Here is an 18,451-nt window from a genome sequence, read left to right on the forward strand (position 1 = left end):
TAAATGACCCGCTATTTTGCTGAACGTACCTCTTTTGCCACGCACGAAATCAGATGGCGGGAGCAACCCAACATCTCCTGGATCACCGAGTAGCTGTGTCCGGTGCTCAACAACTGTGCGATGTGCTGACGCTTCTTTTCATCTTTCTGGCGACCGCGATATTTCCCCTCATCCCTGGCCTTGGCAATACCCTGCTGCTGCCTGCGACGGCGATCTTCATAGTCCTTGCGAGCGACGGCTGCGAGCATATCCAGCAGCATGCCATTTACAGCCTGCAAGATGGCGCTGGTGAACTCGGAGCGGCTGTCCCCCTGTAACGCCACCCAGGAAGTCGGAAGCTCCGGAGAAACGATGGAGAGCTGTTTCTGCGCCAGCAACTGCTTCAATGTTTGCCAATCCGTCTGATTGAGACGAGCCAGACGATCAATCTGTTCTACCAGCACAATGTCACGATCTGCAGCGTCACGGATCAGCCGCATAAGTTCAGGCCTATCCAGCGTCGCCCCCGACTCATTCTCTACATAGAAACTGGCAATCTGATGGCCATGCTCCGCAGCAAAGCCAATCAGCAGCTCTCTTGCCCGCTCAGCATCCTGTTCCACTGTCGATGCACGTAAATACGCCCGTATGAACATTGAACCCCCTATCAGTCTGTTTACACTGGTTCCAAATTATTGGTTCAATTGTCATTTTCAGAAGACGACTGCACCAGACAACGCGGTTTGAAGGCTGTTGTGCAGTCGTCTATTGAACGAACAGTATCAGGAGTCCGCTGCACGAATGATGACCTCAAGCCGGTTCTGGTCGCGCTGGCGACCGATCAGCCCCTGGATGTGCGATACCGCGACCACGATCTTTCCGGCGATTGGGCGGGCTACCGCGAATGCCACATCAAGCCCGACCTGCTGCTGATCTACCGCAAGTCCGACGCCGACACCCTGCGACTGGCGCGGCTTGGCTCCCATAGCGAGCTGTTCGGCTGATGCCAGTCGCCTTGTCCGCCAAACGATCATTAGGCGGCCAAACCGGACGCCTGTCCGAAAACATCTTGCGCAACGGGATGACGGACAATAAGATAGGCGGACGGTATAACGGACAAATGGGCGGAAATGGCACTCATCGGCTATGCGCGGGTATCGACGGCGGAACAGGACACCGCCTTGCAGACGGATGCGCTGCGCAATGCAGGCTGCGAACGGGTTTTCGAGGACACGGCATCCGGGGCCAAGGCAGACCGGCCCGGCTTGGCCGATGCGCTGGCTTATCTGCGCGATGGCGATGTGCTGGTCGTCTGGCGGCTGGATCGGCTTGGCCGCTCCCTGCCGCACCTGATTGAGACGGTCGGCAAGCTGGAAGCACGGGGCGTCGGCTTCCGCTCGTTGACTGAAAACATCGACACCACCACGCCGGGCGGACGGCTCATCTTCCATGTGTTCGGTGCGCTGGGCCAGTTCGAGCGCGACCTGATCCGCGAGCGCACCAAGGCCGGGTTGACCGCTGCCGCCGCACGCGGGCGCAAAGGCGGACGCAAGCCGGTTGTCACTGCCGACAAGTTGCAACGAGCGCGGGAGCTTGTCGCCAACGGCTTGAATGTCCGCGAGGCCGCCGCACGCCTCAAGGTAGGAAAAACCGCTCTCTACGCTGCCTTGCAGGCGGCCAGTTCTGGCAGTGCAGCCGACTCCTGATATTTCGTGCAGTCGCCTTCTGAAAACGACATCAATATAAGTGGTTTCAATATGGTTTTCGAGAGGGTATTGAGTGGTTTTTATGGGGTATACCTTTTTAGAACCACCACATGACGATCGAAACACAACCTTTCGATAGCCTTTTGATCTGACAGCACAAACTTTAAGTGTGATCCGTCATCACAAAGTCGCTTTTGAGTTGTATTTGGGTATTTAAGCGACGTTGCTCACCATTCCTGATCTGCTGAATGGGATGCCAAAGGAGGAAATCTACAGAAGCTGGGCTTTGAGGTGAGTCATTTTTTCGACTCACCGAACAAGCCAGCAGCCAAGCGCAGCGCGGCAGGCTACTGGAAGTTACGTACAAAAGCCCAACCATGTGGCACCATACTAACCAGAACTCTGTCTCAAGCGACCAAATGGCCGTACCAATATGAAACCCGACAGCGATGTTATTCACCAGCTGATTACCCTAGCCAACAGCAACCCCCAGGTGCAGGTGCTTTGGCTTTACGGCTCCCGTGCCAAGGGGACTGCAGGTCCTGCCAGCGACTGGGATCTGGCGGTGGCCTTTGATCCAATCAAACAGAATGGACCACTGGGTACTGCACTGGAAAACCGCTTGCGCCCTGAACTGCTCGCGCTGGAGTGGCAACGTGCCATGGGGTTGGCAGAGGGGAAACTTTCGGTCGTCGATATCAATCAGGCCCCGATTCCGTTGGCTTTTGCGGTAGTAGATGCAAATCGTCCTCTCTATAGCCGTGATGAGGGGCGGCGTTTGCAAGAGGAGGCGCGGATAATGTCGCAGATGGAACTTGGTTATCACCATCGCCAAGCCTATATCAGCAAACATCATTCTGAGGAGTGGAGTAAAGATGAGTGATAACGCCTATATAGGAGCTTTACGCATCAGCCTGTCGCGCTATAAGGCCGAGTTGTCAGAGATACGGGCTATTCTGGCGCTGCGTGCACTTTCCAATCTGGAGTACCGCGCAGCTGAGCGAACTCTACAAGTGTCTATCGAAGCGTGTATTGGCGTGGCAAAGCACTGGGCTAAAGCATTGGCAAGTCATACCCCACAGGATGCCTATCAGGCATTCGAAATCCTGGCCCAGCGTGGTGAGCTATCCCCCGACACCTTAATCGGCTGGCGCAAGATTATTGGCCTTCGCAATGCGCTGGTGCACGACTATCTGAATATTGACCCCGAGATCATCCGTAGCGTCATTGCTCAAGGCTATAGCGACCAGCTGTTCACGTTTGCAGATCAAGGTCTCGACTGGTTGGCTGCCCACATTGATTGAAACTTCGACGTCATATCTCCGCTTACCGTTCTCTTACCCGCTATGGGGGATAAATGTTTAATACCGGCTATAGCGTGTGAGTTATATTATACCTCCTATAACAGGTAAACATTGATATACCTGCCACAGCGTGTAAATTGGAAGAAGGCACGCTACCAGGTTGTCGAATCATGAAAGTAACCAGCGCCAAGCAGCTGAGCGCCTGTATCAAGGATGCCAGGCTTTCTCAAAAGCTCTCTCAAGGCAAAGTGGCCGAGAAAGTGGGGATTAGGCAAGACACAGTCTCCAGCTTCGAGCTCAATCCTGAGTCCACCAAGCTGGAAACCCTGTTCAAGATCCTCGCAGCACTCGAATTGTCAGTGGATATCAAACCCCGCAATGAGTCATCCGAGAGTCCGGCATCGGGCTGGAAGGAGGAGTGGTAATGGCCAATCTGGCTGTCTACATGAACGGCTATCGGGTAGGCACATTCACCAAAACTACCAGCGGTGCCCATCAGTTTCAGTACCATGAGTCATGGCTAGCACAACCGGGCAGTCGTCCGATCTCACTCTCCATGCCATTGCGCCATCAGGCCTACCGGGGCGATGAAGCCTATAACTTCTTCGACAACCTGCTGCCAGATAATACGGAGGTGAGAAACAGGGTTGTAGCACGCTATCAAGCGGCATCAACCCAGCCCTTCGATCTGCTCAGTTGCATTGGCCAGGATAGCGTAGGGGCATTACAGCTGGTTACCGAAGGGCACGATGTTCCAGATGTCAGGCGAATCGACTACAAGGCACTTTCCGATGACGAGCTCGAGCAGATCCTGACCAGCTACAAATCAGGAATCCCTTTGGGGATGGTCAGGGAGCAAGAGGAGTTCCGGATCTCTATCGCCGGGGCGCAAGAAAAGACTGCGCTGCTCTATATCGATGGCCGTTGGTACTTGCCACTCAAAGCAACGCCGACAACCCACATTATCAAACTCCCTATCGGCAAGATTGAAAGCCACTCCTACTCGATAGACCTCTCCCAGAGCGTAGAAAACGAATATCTCTGCACTCTGATTGCCAAGGAGTTTGGTCTACCCGTACCTCACTGCTTCATGATGCAGGTTGGCCAGGTCAAAGCACTGGCTGTGGAACGCTTCGACAGACGTTACGCTGCCGATCGCAGTTGGATCATGCGCCTTCCCCAAGAGGATTTCTGTCAGGTATTGAATGTTCCGTCAGCACGGAAATACGAGAGCCATGGAGGACCAGGGATCACTGACATCATGAAAACCTTGCTGGGCTCTGCGACACCAGAACAGGATCGCTACCTGTTCATGAAATCTCAGGTCCTGTTCTGGCTGCTGGCGGCCACCGATGGTCATGCAAAAAATTTCTCGGTCTTTATTGAACCGGAAGGGCGTTTTCGCCTGACCCCTTTTTACGACATCCTATCTGTCTATCCAGTGTTTGGCGGCCGAGGCCTCAACCGAAGGGACGCCAAGCTCGCTATGGGCCTAGCAAGCAGCAAGGGAAAGAAGTACGCCATTGAGCAGATATTCCCGCGTCATTTCTTCCAAACGGCGAAAACTGTGGGATTTGAGCGTTCTGCTATGGAAGAGATCCTGACAGAACTGGCCAACTCCGTTGATGATGTTATTGAGCTCGTTACCCAGCAATTGCCAGCAGACTTCCCCGATACCATCAGCAGCACCATTCTAGAGGGCCTAAAAGCCCGCTCAGCCAGGCTGATAAAGGGCTGGGATTAAATTGGCGGTATGTGGGATGATTGCACGGTTAGCCAAACTACCTATTGGAAGCTTGCACGGTTCGAAGAGTAAAAGCGGCTTTCCAAGTACCAAGCGATGCTATAGTCGGTTCAAAATACGCTCAAAACTCACCTAAAAGGCGGCTTTGACTGCATGTGGGGGCCTCGCATTGATTCATATGGGGAGGCTGCACGATTGAGAATGGACTATGTGGGAACGCTGCACGATAGCAGAAACCCGTGAGCGGCCTCTCAATATGCTGTTTTAGTTACTTTTACCCCAAACGGCCCCCGAAAAGTCACTAACATATTGAAGATAATAGATTATTTACATTCTGCATCGGCAAGTAAGTCCGCAGAGCAGGCAATGAAAAGCCCGGGTTCATCCCGGGCTTTTTTTGTGCGCTTTTCATCCACCGACCTAGAGGCGGCGCAGGCACCACATGAAGTAAGCACCCCCTAACAGGGTGGAGACCAGACCGACGGGCACCTCCTGGGGAAAGAGGATCTGCTGGCCGATCCAGTCCGCCGACACCATCAGCAAAGCGCCACAGCCTGCGGCGCCGAGCAGGTGCCAGCGCGCCCTCACCAGCCCCATCAATCTGGCTAGGTGCGGCGCCAGCAGACCGGCAAAGGAGAGCGGGCCTATCACCATGGTGGCACTGGCGGTGAGCACGGCCACCAGCAGCAGGATGGTGAGCTGGGCACGGCCGAGATGGATCCCCAGAGCCGTCGCTACCGCCGGCCCCATGGGCATGAGGTCGAGCCAGCGGCTCGCCAGCAGGCAGGCTGCCAGCATCAGCAGCGCCAACACCACCAGGGCAAGGGCCACCGGCTGGGTGACGTAATAGGTGGAGCCGGACATCCAGGAGAGCAGTTGCTGCACCCGCAGGTCGCCGTTGGCCAGGGCGATGGCCTGCAACGGCTCGAACAGCGCCGTGATGGCGATGCCAGACAGCAGTATCCGCTCCGGCTGGAAGCCGTTGCGCCGGTTGATAAGCACCAGCAGCAACAGGCAGGCGAAGGCGCCCACCAGCCCCCCTAGCAGCATCATGGGCAGCGGCAAGGCGGGCAGCAACAGGGCCGCCGCAATCACCCCCATGAAGGTGCCACCGCTCACCCCCAGCAGCTCGGGGCTCGCCATGGGGTTGTTGCTGACTCGCTGCAACAGGGTGCCAGCCAGCGCCAACAACACGCCTGCGGCACCCGCAGCCAGCGTGCGCGGCAAGCGCCACTCCAGTTGGGCCTGCCACCGCAGCCAGCTCGGCCAACCCCAGCCGCCCATCCCCTGCCCAAACAACAGGGAGGCGATCACCGCCGCAGCCAGCCCCAACACCATCAGGCCAACAAGGCGAGTCGGCGCCGGATGGCGGGCCAACTGCAGGGAGGAGTTCGCCTTAGGCGCACTCTGCTTGATACCAAGACGCGGGATCAGCCAGAGCAGCAGCGGCGCCCCCAACAGGGCCGTCATGGCGCCGGTCGGGATCAGCACAGGCCAGAACCGGCTCAGGGTCTGCAGCAGCAGATCGGTGGCCGCCAGCAACAGGGCGCCGAGGATGGGTGCCCACAGCAGCCGCTGGGCCAGTTTTCTGACCCCCAGCAGCCGCACCATGGCGGGCGCCGCCAGCCCGATAAAACCGATCAGCCCCACCACGCTCACCACGCAGGCGGTGACAAACACCGCGAGGCCGAGGCCGGCGAATCTCAGGTGCTTGAGAGAGACCCCCAGGCTGCGAGCGCTGGCATCGTCCAGCTCCAGCACTGCCAGCGGGCGCACCAGCACCACCGCCAGCATCGCGGCCAGCAGCAACCGTGGCAGCAGATAGCCGACGCCGCTCCAGCTGTTCTGGGCCAGAGATCCGCTCCCCCACACCAGCAACCCTTTGAGCTCCTCCTGGAAGAACAGCAGCAATCCCATGCTGATGGCGGCCAGATAGAGGTTAATCACCAGCCCTGCAAAGACGATGACCACGGGATTGAGCTGACGGCGCCAAGCCAGGGCGAAGACCAGCCCCATGGCCAGGCTTCCCCCGGCCATGGCGATCCACTCCCGCCCGATCAGCAGCCAGGAGGGGGCGAGCAGGGTCACCATCATCAGCGCCAGCTGGGCGCCGGAGGCCACCCCCAGGGTGGTGGGCGAGGCCAGGGGATTGCGCAGCACCTGCTGCATCAGGGTACCGGCGAGCCCGAGGGCGGCACCGGCCAGCAGGCAGATGGCAAGGCGCGGCAGCCAGCTGAAATGGACCACCGCCTGGCGGGCATCGTCCAGCTCGGGGGAGAACAGGGCCTGCCACCAGAGCGCCCCCGGCAGTTGACGCGCCAGCTCGGCGCAAGCCAGCCCCAGTGTCAGCACCAACAGGCAGAGACCCGGGCGCAGCAGGGGCGAAGAAAGAGAAGAGCTCATTGATTTGATCCCCCGGTTGCTCTGTGGACAGCCTGCTCCCGCAAGGCACCGTCCAGCAGGGTGGCGAAGCGGCGGGCCGCCAATATGCCACCAAAACTCCATGTCGCAGGCAGATGGATCACCGGATTGTTCTGTACCAGCGGGAGATGCTGCCACAATCCAGGCTCCTGAAGTTTTTCACCAACTCCTACGGGCACGGGGTCCACCACCACCAGCCTGGCCTCCGGCATCCCGAGAAACTGCTCCAGGCTCGCGACCGAGAATCCCCAGGCATTGGTCTCTCCCTGCCAGGCGTTGCGAAGGCCGAGGCGCTGCATCACTGCCTCGAACAGGCTGCCACGGCCAAACACCCGCACATGGCGCTCATCGATGAATTGCACCACCAGCAAGGGGGGCAGATCGGCGGGCTGCGCCGCCTGCATCTGTTCCAGATCCAGCTCCAGCGCGGCGAGCTGGCGTTCGGCCTCGGTCTCTTTGTTGACCAGGGCGGCTATGGTCAGGGTCGCTTCCCGCAGTCGCAGCCACAGATCGGTGCCCGGTTCATACAGGGCGATGGAGTGCACCGGCGCGATGCGGGAGAGAGTCGGCGCCAGGGGGGCCGCCAGCGGCGAGATGAGAATAAGATCCGGTTTGAGCTCCGCCAGCAGTTCCCGGTTGGGCTGGGCACGCAGCCCGATATCGATCACCCCGGCAGGAAGCTGGGGTTCACCGACCCAGGCGCGATAGGGGGCCACATCCCCCACCGCCATCGGGGTGACCCCCAGAGCCAGCAGGGTCTCGGCTATGGTCCAGTCCACTGTGGCGATGCGAGGCGTGGCGCTGGTGGCGTCGGTGGCGGTGACAAGCTGCCCGGCCTCCCCTGCCAGGGGCAGCAGCAGACTGAGCAGACAGGGCGCCATCTTCAATAAACGGTTCAAGAGCGGCCCCCGGTCAGACGATGGCGATGGCGTGGTCATGGGCCGGATGGCGAATGACCTCCATGGGGATGCCATAGATGGCGTTCAGGGTCTCCCCTGTCATGATCTGTTCGGGCTCGCCATGGGTCAGCAGACGGCCGGAGTGCAGCGCCACCAGCCGATCGCAGAAGCGGGAGGCCATGTTGATGTCGTGAATGACGATGATGACCCCGAGGTTGAGCTGGCGGCTGAGCTGCTTGACGAGCGTGAGCACCTCCACCTGATGGGCCACGTCCAGGGCGGCCAGTGGCTCGTCCAACAGGATGAAACGGCTCTCCTGAGCCAGCAGCATGGCGAGCCAGACTCGTCCCCGCTCACCGCCGGAGAGGGTATCCACCAGCCGATCGGCAAAGCGTTCGGTGTGGGTCAGGGCGATGGCCCGCTCCACCTGACGGTGATCTTCCGCTCCCATCCGGCCCAGCAGGCCGCGCCAGGGGTAGCGCCCCATCTCCACCAGCTCGCGGCCGAGCAGGTTTTCGGCACTCGGCAGGTGCTGGGGCAGATAGGCCACCTGACGGGCAAACTCCCGGTTGCCCCAGGCAGACAACGGCTGGTCATCGAACAGGATCTCCCCGCCGCTGTGGGGTTGCTGGCGCGCCAGCAGCTTGATCAGGGTCGATTTGCCCGACCCGTTGTGGCCGATGAGGCCATAGACCCGACCTTGCTCGAAGCGAAGGCTGGTGGGGTGCAGCAGCGTGCGGTCATTGACCGCGAAGCTGGCGGATTTCATCTCGAACATAAGCAATTCCTGTGCTGGCTTGCTGCCAGTCTCATCGGTGCCAGCATCAGGCCGGCACCTTGCCATCCAGATGGGCGACCGCATCCCGACTCACCTGCTCGCGCTGCTCGCCGGTCAGTTCGGTGAGGCGGCCCTGGCGCATCTCCAGCAGGCGATCGGCCAGAGAGAAGTAGTGATCGTCGTGGCTGATGGCGATCACCGTCTTGCCCATCTCCTTGAGACGCGGCAACAGCACCTGATAGAAGATGCGGCGGAACTGGGGATCCTGATCCGCGGCCCACTCGTCGAACAGCATCACCTCCCGCTGCTCTGCCAGGGCCAGCAGTAGGGCGACCCGCTTGCGCTGGCCCTGGGAGAGGTCGATATCGGCGATGAAGCCATCCTCGATGGCAAGCTTGCTGCCCATCTGCAACCGCTCAAGCCACTCGGCGACCAGCGCCTCTTTCGACTCGGGCCCCAGCAAATGCTGGAACAGGTGGTAGTCGGTGAAGATGGCGGAGAAGAGCCCCAGATAGCCGTTGCGATCGGTGACCGGTTCCCCATCCAGCAGGATCCGGCCAGAGACCGGTTGATAGAGCCCGGTCAGCAGCATGGCCAGGGTCGACTTGCCGGAGCCATTGCCACCGATGAGGAATATCTGCTCCCCCCGCTCGATCACCAGATTGATGGGGCCCACGGAGAAACCGCCCTCCCCCTGGTAGTGAAAGCTCACCTGCTCCAGCTCGATGCGCTGCCAGGGGCGAGGCGCAGGCGGCAACGGGAACGCCTCGTCCGGCTCCGCCAGATTGAGGGCAGCTATCTTGTCGAATGCCACCTGGGCGGCGATCAGGGTCGGCAGGGCTCCGATGCCTTGCAGCAAGGGAGTGCGCAGGAACAACAGGGTCAGGGCGAAGGTGGCGGCCACATTGGTGTTGGCCCAGCCCAGCCCGTTGGCCAGGAAGAAGACCAGGCCGATGGCACCCAGCATCATGATGTTCGACCAGTTCACCGCGCTCAGGTGGTAGGTATCGGCGCGGATGATCTGCTCCCGGTAGTCCCGGGCATTCTGCTCATAGAGCTGGTGGTAGACGAAGTGGGCACGCTCGCGGTTGAGCGCCAGCTCCTTGCACCCGGCGATGATGGACTGGTAGTTCTGGTAGAGCCTGTCTTCGGCCTGGCGCATGTGCGCCAGGTGGCGATAGACCCGGTTCACCAGCAGCCAGCCCACCACCATGGTCACGGTGACCCAGAGGGCGGTAACACCGAGCAAGGCGGGAGAGAGCAGGCCAAGGTAGATGATGGAGCCCAGGGTGAGCACCAGACCCTGTACCAGTTCCGGCAGGCGCACGAAGGCGATGGTGATCTGACCGATGTCGCTGGAAAGGGAGGCCAGGAGCGGCCCCTGCCCTATTTGACGCAGACGGGCGACGTCGGTATCCAGCAGTTGCTTGAGCAGGCGGCCACGCAACCGGTAGACGAAATGGTGACCCAGGGTGGTCAGGGCCAGTTGGGATCCGAGCGTGATCACCAGCAGCAGCAAGACAAGGCCGACAAGCTGACCCAGGATCGGCAGCGGATCCCCGACTGATTCGATAAGTGATTGATTGATGAAGGCAATGACGCCTATCCCGCTGACAGCACTCAGCAGGCTGAGCAGGGTAATGGCGATGAAGGGCCAACGGTATTGGCGATAAACCAGTGACAAGAGTTCCATGACAGGCCTGTAGATGAATGGAAGGAGGGCGGGAGCCTTCGCCCCCGCCCGGCCTGTCGCTTACCAGCGGTAGTTGACGGTGCCGACTATGCTGCGCGGCTCGCCGTAGTAGCAGTAGTAGTCGCAGCTCGCCACATAGGTGTCGTTCAGCAGGTTGTTGACGTTGATCTGGGCACGCCAGTTCTTGGCAAAGTCATACCCGATCATCGCATCCCATACAGTGTGTGCCGGTACCTGGGCGGAACCATAGATGGGAGTGTAGTCCGCATTCACCGCGCCGATGCCGACGCTGGAACCCACATAGCGCACGCCGGAACCCAGCTCAAGACCGGATACCGGGCCCTGCTGCACCTTGTAGTTGCCCCAGAAGGAGGCCTGGTGGCGCGGGATCAGGCTCGCACGACGATCGCCGTTGCCGGTGTCGTTGGTCTTGGCATCGGTATAGGTATAGGCAGCGGTCAGGCGCAACGCCTCGGTGGCCTGCACGCTCCCTTCCAGCTCGACCCCCTGAGAGGTCACTTCACCGGCCTGGGTCTGCTGACCGGAGCCGGTAGAGACCAGGGAGTTGGTCTGCTCCAGATCGAACAGCGCCAGGTTGATGTAGCCATCGAGGAAGCTGGGTGCGTACTTGACCCCGGTCTCGTAGAGCTTGCCTTCCAGCGGCTTGTAGGAATTGCCGGTGTTGGGGTCTATCCCCGGCAGCACTTCGAAAGATTCCGCATAGGCGAAGTAAGGGGAGAGACCGTTGTCGGCCAGGTACATCAGGCTGCCGGAGAGAGAGAGGTTGTCGTCGTACTGTTTCTCGTTCTTGCTCTTGGCTTCGCTGATGTTGTGGGTTTCCACGTAGTCGAAACGACCGCCCGCGGTCAGCAGCCAGCGATCATCCCAGCGGATCTGGTGCTGGGCATAGAGGCCGCTCTGGCCCTTGGTGCTCTTCTGGTGGGTCGCGGTGGATTCATCAAAACCGGGGAAACCGCTGTAATCCGGGTTCATGGTGTTGATGGCGCCCATGCCATAGTTGTCGGCTTCCTGGCCTTCATTCACATGGCGCTGCAGATCCACCCCCAGCAGCAGGGTCTGCTCCGTGCTGTCGGTGTTCCAGTAGCCCACCATCTGATTGTCCATGGTGGCGCTCTTGGTATCCCCATCCCGGTAGACCAGGCCGCGGTAGGCGGTGGTGCCTTCATAGGTCGGGAAGATGTAGGTCTGGCGCAGCAGCAGATCGTTGTAGTTGAAGCGAACGTTCTGCTTGAACTCCCAGGTCTGGTTGAGCTGGTGGGCCAGCTCGTACCCGGCGGAGATCTGGGTATTGCGATTGCGATCGTAATCCGGCTGGCTCAGGTTGGTGGAGGGATCGATCTGGCCTCCGGAGGTATTCAGGGTGCCGTAAACCGGGAAGAAGCCGTTGGTCGGCACCCCTTCATCGTGCTTGAAGCTGGAAAGCAGCGTCAGCGTGGTGCGATCCGAAATATCCAGGGTCACGCTCGGCGCCAGATAGGCACGCTCGTTGTAGGTGCCGTCCAGCACGCCGTCCCGCTCGTTGTAGAGGGCCACCAGACGATACCGGCTGTTGTCGGTAAGGGTGTCGGAGACATCCACCCCGACCTGGCGCAGATCCCGGTTGCCCAGTTGCAGGTTCACCAGTCCCTGCGGGGTCGCGGTCGGACGCTTGCTGATGGCGTTGATGACGCCTCCGGGAGGGGCTTCGCCATACAGAATGGAGGCCGGGCCTTTGAGCACTTCCACGCTCTCAAGGCCGAAAGGCTCCGGGGTCCAGACATAGTAACCGGTGCTGAACAGGCGGTTGCCATCCAGGTAAGAAGCCGCATCGAAGCCGCGCACCTTGAACCAGTCAGCATCCGTGTCCGAACCATAGGATTGGGACAGGACGCCGGAGCGATAGCGCAGGGACTCGTCTAGCTTGAGTACGGCGTGCTGGTCCAGCTCTTCGCGATTGACCACGGAAACGGCACGGGGGGTCTCTGCCATGGGGACCTCGACCTTCATGGCGGTCCCGGTCACGACCATGGTTTCACCCGCCTTGGGCAACTCTTTATCCGCCTGTTCCGCCGCCAACACGGGCAGGGACGCCAGCAGACAGGAGAGCGGCAGCAGTTGTGCGCCTCTCTTTCGCATCACGGCATTCGGGGTATTTTTTTGCGCAATCATATAAGTGTCTCAAATATCAATAAGTTATGTTTGATTTCTTATTATGGGTGCCCAATTGGACCGGTCAGCCCGGCGCCTCAGGCGAATAAAGCAGCGCCATGCTACTACAGGTGCCGTGATCGAATCGATTCAATAATTGCTAATCATTTGCATCTGCATTGTTAATTGATGTTTTGAAGTGTCGTTTGACAACGAAAGGTGCGATGAGGTCGCAACAGGCGGAAAGAAGGCGGCACAGTGGCCACGAGGCCGGTTTTGGCTGCAACAAAGTGGACAGGATCCTTATCCCCAAGCTTTATCCATATTTATCCACATGCTTTGGCGGTAAGATCCCCCCTCTTCACTTTTTCGATGACAGCAGGATCCATTCCATGGCCAAACTCAACCTCGTCGTCGGCTCCATGCTGGGGGCCTCCGAATATGTCGCAGATCATGTGGTCGGCCTCCTTGAACAGGCGGGCCACCAGGCGGAGATCCACAACCCCGCCAGCCTGGCCAGGATCCTGACCGAGCCAGAAGCCATCGTGCTGGTGGTCACTTCCACCCATGGTGCGGGGGATGTACCCGACAATCTGCAGCCCTTTGCCCGGGATCTTGCCGAACAGCAGCCGGATCTCGCCGCCTTCAAGTACGGAGTGATCGCCCTGGGGGATCGCAGTTATGACACCTTCTGCCAGGGCGGCAAGACGCTGGATCGGCTGCTGGCCGGGTGCGGTGCCAGCCGACTGGGGGATCTCCTGGAAATAGACGTGACCCAGCACGAGATCCCCGAAGATGCCGCAGAAACCTGGATCCACGACTGGATGACCTTGATCGGCTGATCAGGGCCAGGGAGATCCGGTCACGACCTCCGATCTCCCTGGTTATCCCCAGATCCCTATCCACCAGGTTATTAACAGGGGGATCCGGATAAGTTTTTCCCGAGAACTCCCCACATGATCTCGGATAATTGTGTATAACTTCGGTACCAAGCTCTGCAAAACCTATAGTTATTCATGTATTAGATCTTGCCGACCATGTGTCTGTGCATAAAAACCCATGTTATCCCCCCGCTCGCCCCCTCTGGATCCAAGCTTTTCCACAAGCAGCGATCGACCTTAACCGAATGATCTTTATGATCAAAAATGCCTTATCAACAGAAGTCGCGGATCCTAATAAAAGATCCAATAAAAGATCGATCTAAAGATCCTTAAGATCTATTTAACCGATCCCTGATCCATACTGATCCTGAAGTAGACGTTCCCCTCCGGATGCTAAACAGATAGAATGATCCGCCCTTCAGACCAGGCAAACAAAGATCTTCAGGCGTGCAGATCAAGGTGATCCCCAATGCAATACCATGAACAATTTGATGTGATCGTCGTCGGTGGCGGTCATGCAGGAACCGAAGCAGCAACAGCGGCAGCCCGCATGGGTCTCAATACCCTGTTGCTCACCCACAACATAGATACGCTGGGGCATATGTCCTGCAATCCGGCGATCGGCGGGATCGGCAAGGGACACCTGGTCAAGGAAGTCGACGCCCTTGGCGGGATCATGGCGCAGGCCATCGATCTCGGCGGGATCCAGTTCCGCACGCTCAACTCTTCCAAGGGCCCTGCGGTGCGGGCTACTCGTGCCCAGGCTGATCGCCTGCTGTACAAGGCTGTGGTGCGTCAGACCCTGGAGAACTACCCGAATCTGAAGATCTTCCAGCAGGCCTGTGACGATCTGGTCATGGACGGGGATCGCGTCGCCGGGGTCGTTACCCAGAGCGGGATCCGCATCAGCGGCAAGACGGTCGTACTGACCGTTGGCACTTTCCTCAATGGTCTGATCCACATCGGCATGGAGAACTACAAAGGGGGCCGCGCCGGGGATCCTCCCTCAATTGCCCTCGCCCAGCGCCTGCGTGAAATGCCGCTGCGCATCGATCGCCTCAAAACGGGCACGCCACCACGCATCGATGCACGCACCGTCGATTTTTCCGTGATGCAGCAGCAACATGGTGACGATCCTCGCCCGGTCTTCTCCTTCATTGGCAACGCCAGCCAGCATCCGCGCCAGATGCCTTGCTACGTGACCCATACCAATGAGCAGACCCACGAGGTGATCCGCAACAACCTGGATCGCAGCCCCATGTACGCCGGGGTGATCGAGGGGATAGGCCCGCGCTACTGCCCGTCGATCGAGGACAAGATCACTCGCTTTGCCGACAAGACGGCGCACCAGATCTTTGTGGAACCGGAAGGCCTGACCACCCACGAACTCTACCCGAACGGGATCTCCACCAGCCTGCCGTTCGACGTACAGGTGCAGATCGTCCGCTCGATCCGTGGCTTCGAGAATGCCCATATCACTCGCCCTGGCTACGCCATCGAGTACGATTTCTTCGATCCGCGGGATCTCAAGGCCAACATGGAGAGCAAGTGCATCGAGAACCTCTTCTTCGCCGGCCAGATCAACGGCACCACCGGCTATGAAGAGGCCGCTGCCCAGGGCCTGATGGCCGGTCTGAACGCGGGCTTGCGCGCCCAGGGCAAGGAAGCCTGGCACCCACGCCGGGATCAGGCCTACATGGGCGTGATGATGGACGATCTCTCCACACTGGGGACCCGCGAACCCTATCGCATGTTCACCAGCCGTGCCGAATATCGCCTGCTGCTGCGGGAAGACAATGCGGATCTGCGCCTGACCGCCATCGGCCGCGAGCTGGGTCTGGTGGATGATCATCGCTGGAGCCTGTTCAATGCCAAGGTGGAACAGGTGGAGCAGGAACGTCAGCGCATGCGCTCGACCTGGATCCACCCGCAGCATCCGTCTCTGGAGGCCGTCAACGCCCTGGTCAACACTCCCCTGACCCGGGAGCAGAGCCTGGAAGAGCTGCTGCGTCGCCCCGAGGTGACCTACGATGCCCTGATGGCCATCGAGGGTGTGGGGCCTGCATTGACCGATGCGGCTGCCGCGGATCAGGTGGAGATCCAGATCAAGTACGCCGGTTATATCGAGCGTCAGCACGACGAGGTGGAGAAACAGCTGCGCAACGAAAACACCCTGCTGCCGCTGGACATGAACTACCGCGACGTGAACGGTCTCTCCAACGAGGTGATCGCCAAGCTCAACGATGCCAAGCCAGAGACCATTGGTCAGGCGTCCCGCATCTCCGGCATCACCCCTGCCGCCATCTCCATCTTGCTGGTGCACCTGAAGAAACACGGCCTGCTGCGTAAAACCGCCTGAGGAATTCCCCGTTGGACAACATGCTGCAAAGATTGAACGGCCTGCTCATGCAGGCCGGAATTGTTATCACCGAAACCCAGAAGACCCAGTTGGTGCAGTTGGTCGAGTTGCTGCACAAGTGGAACAAGGCTTACAATCTCACCTCGGTGCGAGATCCGGACGCCATGCTGGTCAAGCATATCCTCGACAGCCTGGTGGTGAGTCCTCACCTGCACGGTGAACGCTTCATCGATGTGGGAACGGGTCCGGGTTTGCCCGGACTGCCGCTGGCCATCATCAATCCGGACAAACAGTTCGTGCTGCTCGACAGCCTGGGCAAGCGAATCAACTTCATCCGCCAGGTGATCCTGGAGCTGGGGTTGACCAATGTGACCCCCGTCAAATCCCGGGTGGAGGAGTATCAACCCGAGACCGGATTTGATGGTGTACTGAGCCGGGCTTTCGCCTCCCTGGAGGACATGCTGAGCTGGTGTCATCATCTGCCGTCACCCGAGGGCAGCTTCCTGGCGCTCAAGGGACAATACCCCGAGCAGGAGCTGGCACAGTTGCCTGACAGCATTCGTCTGGTTGCCACCCACAAGCTGGTGGTGCCGGAACTGGAAGGCGAACGCCATCTGCTGGAGTTTAAAGCCATCCAGCCCGAATAGGGCCGCCGCATTCATTTAGGGGACAGTGTGGGAAAAGTCATTGCCATAGCCAACCAGAAGGGTGGAGTGGGTAAAACCACCACCTGTGTGAATCTGGCCGCCTCCATGGCCGCTACCCGGCGCAAGGTGCTAGTGATCGATCTGGATCCGCAGGGCAATGCCACCATGGGCAGTGGCGTCGACAAGTACGATGTCGAACGCACCGCCTATGAACTGCTGATCGAAGATGCCCCCATCGGCGAGGTGATCATCCCCGAAACCTCGGGAGGCTATCACCTGATTGCCGCCAATGCCGACGTGACCGCGGCAGAAATCCGCCTGATGGAGTTTTTTGCCCGCGAGATCCGCCTGCGCAACGCCCTGGCCTCGGTCAGGGACAAGTACGACTACGTCTTCATCGACTGCCCGCCTTCTCTCAACATGCTGACGGTGAACGCCATGGCCGCCGCCGACTCCGTGCTGGTGCCCATGCAGTGCGAATACTATGCGCTGGAAGGACTGACCGCCCTGGTGGACACCATCAGCAAGCTGGCAGCCGTGGTCAATCCAGAGCTGAAGATCGAAGGGGTGCTGCGCACCATGTTCGATCATCGCAACCGGCTGGCCAATGATGTGTCCGATCAGCTGAAACAGCATTTCGGGGACAAGGTCTATCGCACCATCATTCCCCGCAACGTAAGACTGGCGGAGGCGCCGAGCTTTGGCGCGCCAGCCATGCACTATGACAAATCATCGGTGGGGGCCAAGGCCTATCTGGCCCTGGCTGGCGAGATCCTGCGCCGCCAGGAACAGGAGTCCCAGCCGCTCACCGCAGATCGAGAGAGCATATGACGCCGAAGAAACGTGGGCTGGGCAAGGGGCTGGACGCCCTGCTCAGCACCAGCACGGCCGCCCGCCAGAAACAGGTGATGAGCGACCAGCGCACCGAACAGGCCATGGCCCCGACCAATCAGGGGGAATTGCGCAAGCTGCCGGTGGAGTGGCTGCAGTCCGGAAAATACCAACCGCGCAAGGATATGTCCCAGGACGCGCTGGAGGAGCTGGCCAACTCCATCCGTGCACAAGGGGTGATCCAGCCCATCGTGGTTCGCTCCATCGGTGAAAACCGTTTCGAAATCATTGCTGGTGAACGCCGCTGGCGCGCCTCCCAGCTGGCCCGTCTCGAAGTGGTGCCCTGCCTGGTCAAGGATGTCGCCGACGAGGCGGCCGTCGCCATCGCACTCATCGAGAACATCCAGCGTGAAGATCTCAACGCCATCGAGGAGGCCGTCGCCCTCCAGCGCCTGCTGACGGAGTTCGAACTGACTCACCAGCAGGTTGCCGAGGCGGTAGGCAAGTCCCGCACCACGGTCACCAACCTGCTGCGTCTCAACCAGCTCAACGAGGACGTGAAGCGCTTCGTGGAATACGGCGACCTCGACATGGGGCATGCCCGTGCCCTGCTGGCCCTGAGCGGTCAGGCACAGTCAGAGCTGGCCAAACTGGTGGCCCAGAAGGGGCTGACAGTGCGAGATACCGAGAAGCTGGTGCAAAAAGCACTGGAACCGGCAAAAACCAGGGTTGAACCCGTCCGCGATCCGCAGTTTGGTTATCTCGAGCGCCAGATTTCTGAAAAAATTGGCAATCAGGTGCAACTTCAGCCGGGCAAGAAAGATAGCGGCAAGTTAGTAATAAGTTACGATAACTTGGCAGATTTGGACCGGGTATTGGGCTATTTTGGCCTGTCGGAATCGTGATTTTTACGCTTTTTGTAGTAATAAAACATCCATTACTTTCGATATGAACATAACCTTAATTTCGCGCGGAAAGCCGCAAAAATTAAGGATTTTTGCCATGTTGCAATAGCCGTCTTCACGGGTATAATTTGACCGGCTTTTCGAGCTGTGAACCTG

Annotated in this window: 17 protein-coding genes; 11 read left to right on the forward strand and 6 right to left on the reverse strand. The window is 59.3% G+C overall.

Translation table 11 applies throughout. The annotated features are described in order from the left end of the window. Positions 1-11 precede the first annotated feature (11 nt). Positions 12-602, reverse strand: a complete 591-nt coding sequence (locus tag C2U30_RS14440; protein ID WP_442752125.1) for a recombinase family protein — start codon at positions 600-602, stop codon at positions 12-14. 132 nt (positions 603-734) lie between these two features. Here C2U30_RS14440 and C2U30_RS14445 point away from each other — a divergent pair, with 132 nt between their 5' ends. The 6 genes from C2U30_RS14445 (at position 735) to C2U30_RS14470 (ending at position 4,733) form a co-directional block, all read left to right on the forward strand. Beyond that, complete coding sequence (locus C2U30_RS14445; protein WP_012585400.1) at positions 735-983, forward strand: type II toxin-antitoxin system YafQ family toxin; 249 nt, start codon at positions 735-737, stop codon at positions 981-983. 126 nt (positions 984-1,109) lie between these two features. Beyond that, positions 1,110-1,685 (forward strand): recombinase family protein, encoded by a 576-nt coding sequence (locus C2U30_RS14450; protein ID WP_001173919.1) that lies wholly within the window; start codon positions 1,110-1,112, stop codon positions 1,683-1,685. Between the two features lie 433 nt (positions 1,686-2,118). Then, a complete protein-coding gene (gene mntA, locus C2U30_RS14455; RefSeq protein WP_103243990.1) occupies positions 2,119-2,568 on the forward strand; it encodes a type VII toxin-antitoxin system MntA family adenylyltransferase antitoxin in 450 nt (149 codons plus the stop codon). Continuing rightward, positions 2,561-2,989, forward strand: a complete 429-nt coding sequence (gene hepT / locus C2U30_RS14460) for a type VII toxin-antitoxin system HepT family RNase toxin (protein WP_075112289.1) — start codon at positions 2,561-2,563, stop codon at positions 2,987-2,989. The genes mntA and hepT overlap by 8 nt, the downstream gene beginning before the upstream one ends. Before the next feature lie 170 nt (positions 2,990-3,159). Then, the gene (locus C2U30_RS14465; RefSeq protein WP_017410478.1) at positions 3,160-3,414 is read left to right on the forward strand and encodes a helix-turn-helix domain-containing protein; all 255 of its coding nucleotides are present in this window, start codon (positions 3,160-3,162) and stop codon (positions 3,412-3,414) included. Then, entirely contained in the window at positions 3,414-4,733 is a 1,320-nt protein-coding gene (locus C2U30_RS14470; protein ID WP_017410477.1) for a type II toxin-antitoxin system HipA family toxin, read from the forward strand. The genes C2U30_RS14465 and C2U30_RS14470 overlap by 1 nt, the downstream gene beginning before the upstream one ends. Positions 4,734-5,153: 420 nt before the next feature. Here the strand turns inward: C2U30_RS14470 and fhuB are convergent, their stop codons facing one another. From fhuB to C2U30_RS14495, 5 genes are read right to left on the reverse strand one after another with little or no spacing between them, the layout of a single operon-like run. Then, positions 5,154-7,136 carry a Fe(3+)-hydroxamate ABC transporter permease FhuB gene (gene fhuB / locus C2U30_RS14475; RefSeq protein WP_103243991.1) on the reverse strand — a complete coding sequence of 661 codons (1,983 nt, stop codon included), beginning with the start codon at positions 7,134-7,136 and terminating at the stop codon, positions 5,154-5,156. Beyond that, positions 7,133-8,035 carry an ABC transporter substrate-binding protein gene (locus tag C2U30_RS14480; protein ID WP_103244709.1) on the reverse strand — a complete coding sequence of 301 codons (903 nt, stop codon included), beginning with the start codon at positions 8,033-8,035 and terminating at the stop codon, positions 7,133-7,135. Before C2U30_RS14480 ends, fhuB begins: the two co-directional genes overlap by 4 nt. 31 nt (positions 8,036-8,066) lie before the next feature. Beyond that, positions 8,067-8,831, reverse strand: a complete 765-nt coding sequence (locus C2U30_RS14485; protein ID WP_010672275.1) for an ATP-binding cassette domain-containing protein — start codon at positions 8,829-8,831, stop codon at positions 8,067-8,069. 46 nt (positions 8,832-8,877) lie between these two features. Further along, complete coding sequence (locus C2U30_RS14490; RefSeq protein ID WP_103243992.1) at positions 8,878-10,524, reverse strand: multidrug ABC transporter permease/ATP-binding protein; 1,647 nt, start codon at positions 10,522-10,524, stop codon at positions 8,878-8,880. 60 nt (positions 10,525-10,584) lie between these two features. Then, positions 10,585-12,693 carry a TonB-dependent siderophore receptor gene (locus C2U30_RS14495; RefSeq protein ID WP_029313364.1) on the reverse strand — a complete coding sequence of 703 codons (2,109 nt, stop codon included), beginning with the start codon at positions 12,691-12,693 and terminating at the stop codon, positions 10,585-10,587. 371 nt (positions 12,694-13,064) lie between these two features. On the opposite strand from C2U30_RS14495, the gene mioC reads away from it, so the two are divergent. The 5 genes from mioC (at position 13,065) to C2U30_RS14520 (ending at position 18,295) form a co-directional block, all read left to right on the forward strand. Continuing rightward, on the forward strand, positions 13,065-13,514 hold the full coding sequence (gene mioC / locus C2U30_RS14500; RefSeq protein ID WP_039040628.1) for an FMN-binding protein MioC: 450 nt from the start codon (positions 13,065-13,067) through the stop codon (positions 13,512-13,514). A 508-nt stretch (positions 13,515-14,022) separates the two neighbouring features. After that, positions 14,023-15,912 carry a tRNA uridine-5-carboxymethylaminomethyl(34) synthesis enzyme MnmG gene (gene mnmG / locus C2U30_RS14505; RefSeq protein ID WP_010672271.1) on the forward strand — a complete coding sequence of 630 codons (1,890 nt, stop codon included), beginning with the start codon at positions 14,023-14,025 and terminating at the stop codon, positions 15,910-15,912. Positions 15,913-15,932: 20 nt separating this feature from the next. After that, positions 15,933-16,559, forward strand: a complete 627-nt coding sequence (gene rsmG, locus C2U30_RS14510) for a 16S rRNA (guanine(527)-N(7))-methyltransferase RsmG (protein ID WP_010672270.1) — start codon at positions 15,933-15,935, stop codon at positions 16,557-16,559. A gap of 27 nt (positions 16,560-16,586) precedes the next feature. Next, entirely contained in the window at positions 16,587-17,390 is an 804-nt protein-coding gene (locus C2U30_RS14515) for a ParA family protein (protein WP_029313362.1), read from the forward strand. Further along, the gene (locus C2U30_RS14520) at positions 17,387-18,295 is read left to right on the forward strand and encodes a ParB/RepB/Spo0J family partition protein (protein WP_103243993.1); all 909 of its coding nucleotides are present in this window, start codon (positions 17,387-17,389) and stop codon (positions 18,293-18,295) included. The genes C2U30_RS14515 and C2U30_RS14520 overlap by 4 nt, the downstream gene beginning before the upstream one ends. The last annotated feature ends 156 nt before the right edge of the window (positions 18,296-18,451 follow it).

Origin of the sequence: Aeromonas sp. ASNIH5 (assembly GCF_002902865.1) — a bacterium.
Lineage (GTDB): Bacteria > Pseudomonadota > Gammaproteobacteria > Enterobacterales > Aeromonadaceae > Aeromonas > Aeromonas caviae.

What these genes read in the sequence shown, in the direction of transcription:
- fhuB (WP_103243991.1), bottom strand. Translation starts at nt 7,136, where the DNA reads ATGAGCTCTTCTCTTTCTTCGCCCCTGCTGCGCCCGGGTCTCTGCCTG.
- hepT (WP_075112289.1), top strand. Translation starts at nt 2,561, where the DNA reads ATGAGTGATAACGCCTATATAGGAGCTTTACGCATCAGCCTGTCGCGC.
- C2U30_RS14520 (WP_103243993.1), top strand. Translation starts at nt 17,387, where the DNA reads ATGACGCCGAAGAAACGTGGGCTGGGCAAGGGGCTGGACGCCCTGCTC.
- C2U30_RS14470 (WP_017410477.1), top strand. Translation starts at nt 3,414, where the DNA reads ATGGCCAATCTGGCTGTCTACATGAACGGCTATCGGGTAGGCACATTC.
- C2U30_RS14485 (WP_010672275.1), bottom strand. Translation starts at nt 8,831, where the DNA reads ATGTTCGAGATGAAATCCGCCAGCTTCGCGGTCAATGACCGCACGCTG.
- mntA (WP_103243990.1), top strand. Translation starts at nt 2,119, where the DNA reads ATGAAACCCGACAGCGATGTTATTCACCAGCTGATTACCCTAGCCAAC.
- C2U30_RS14490 (WP_103243992.1), bottom strand. Translation starts at nt 10,524, where the DNA reads ATGGAACTCTTGTCACTGGTTTATCGCCAATACCGTTGGCCCTTCATC.
- C2U30_RS14450 (WP_001173919.1), top strand. Translation starts at nt 1,110, where the DNA reads ATGGCACTCATCGGCTATGCGCGGGTATCGACGGCGGAACAGGACACC.
- rsmG (WP_010672270.1), top strand. Translation starts at nt 15,933, where the DNA reads ATGCTGCAAAGATTGAACGGCCTGCTCATGCAGGCCGGAATTGTTATC.
- mnmG (WP_010672271.1), top strand. Translation starts at nt 14,023, where the DNA reads ATGCAATACCATGAACAATTTGATGTGATCGTCGTCGGTGGCGGTCAT.
- C2U30_RS14465 (WP_017410478.1), top strand. Translation starts at nt 3,160, where the DNA reads ATGAAAGTAACCAGCGCCAAGCAGCTGAGCGCCTGTATCAAGGATGCC.
- C2U30_RS14495 (WP_029313364.1), bottom strand. Translation starts at nt 12,693, where the DNA reads ATGATTGCGCAAAAAAATACCCCGAATGCCGTGATGCGAAAGAGAGGC.
- C2U30_RS14480 (WP_103244709.1), bottom strand. Translation starts at nt 8,035, where the DNA reads ATGGCGCCCTGTCTGCTCAGTCTGCTGCTGCCCCTGGCAGGGGAGGCC.
- mioC (WP_039040628.1), top strand. Translation starts at nt 13,065, where the DNA reads ATGGCCAAACTCAACCTCGTCGTCGGCTCCATGCTGGGGGCCTCCGAA.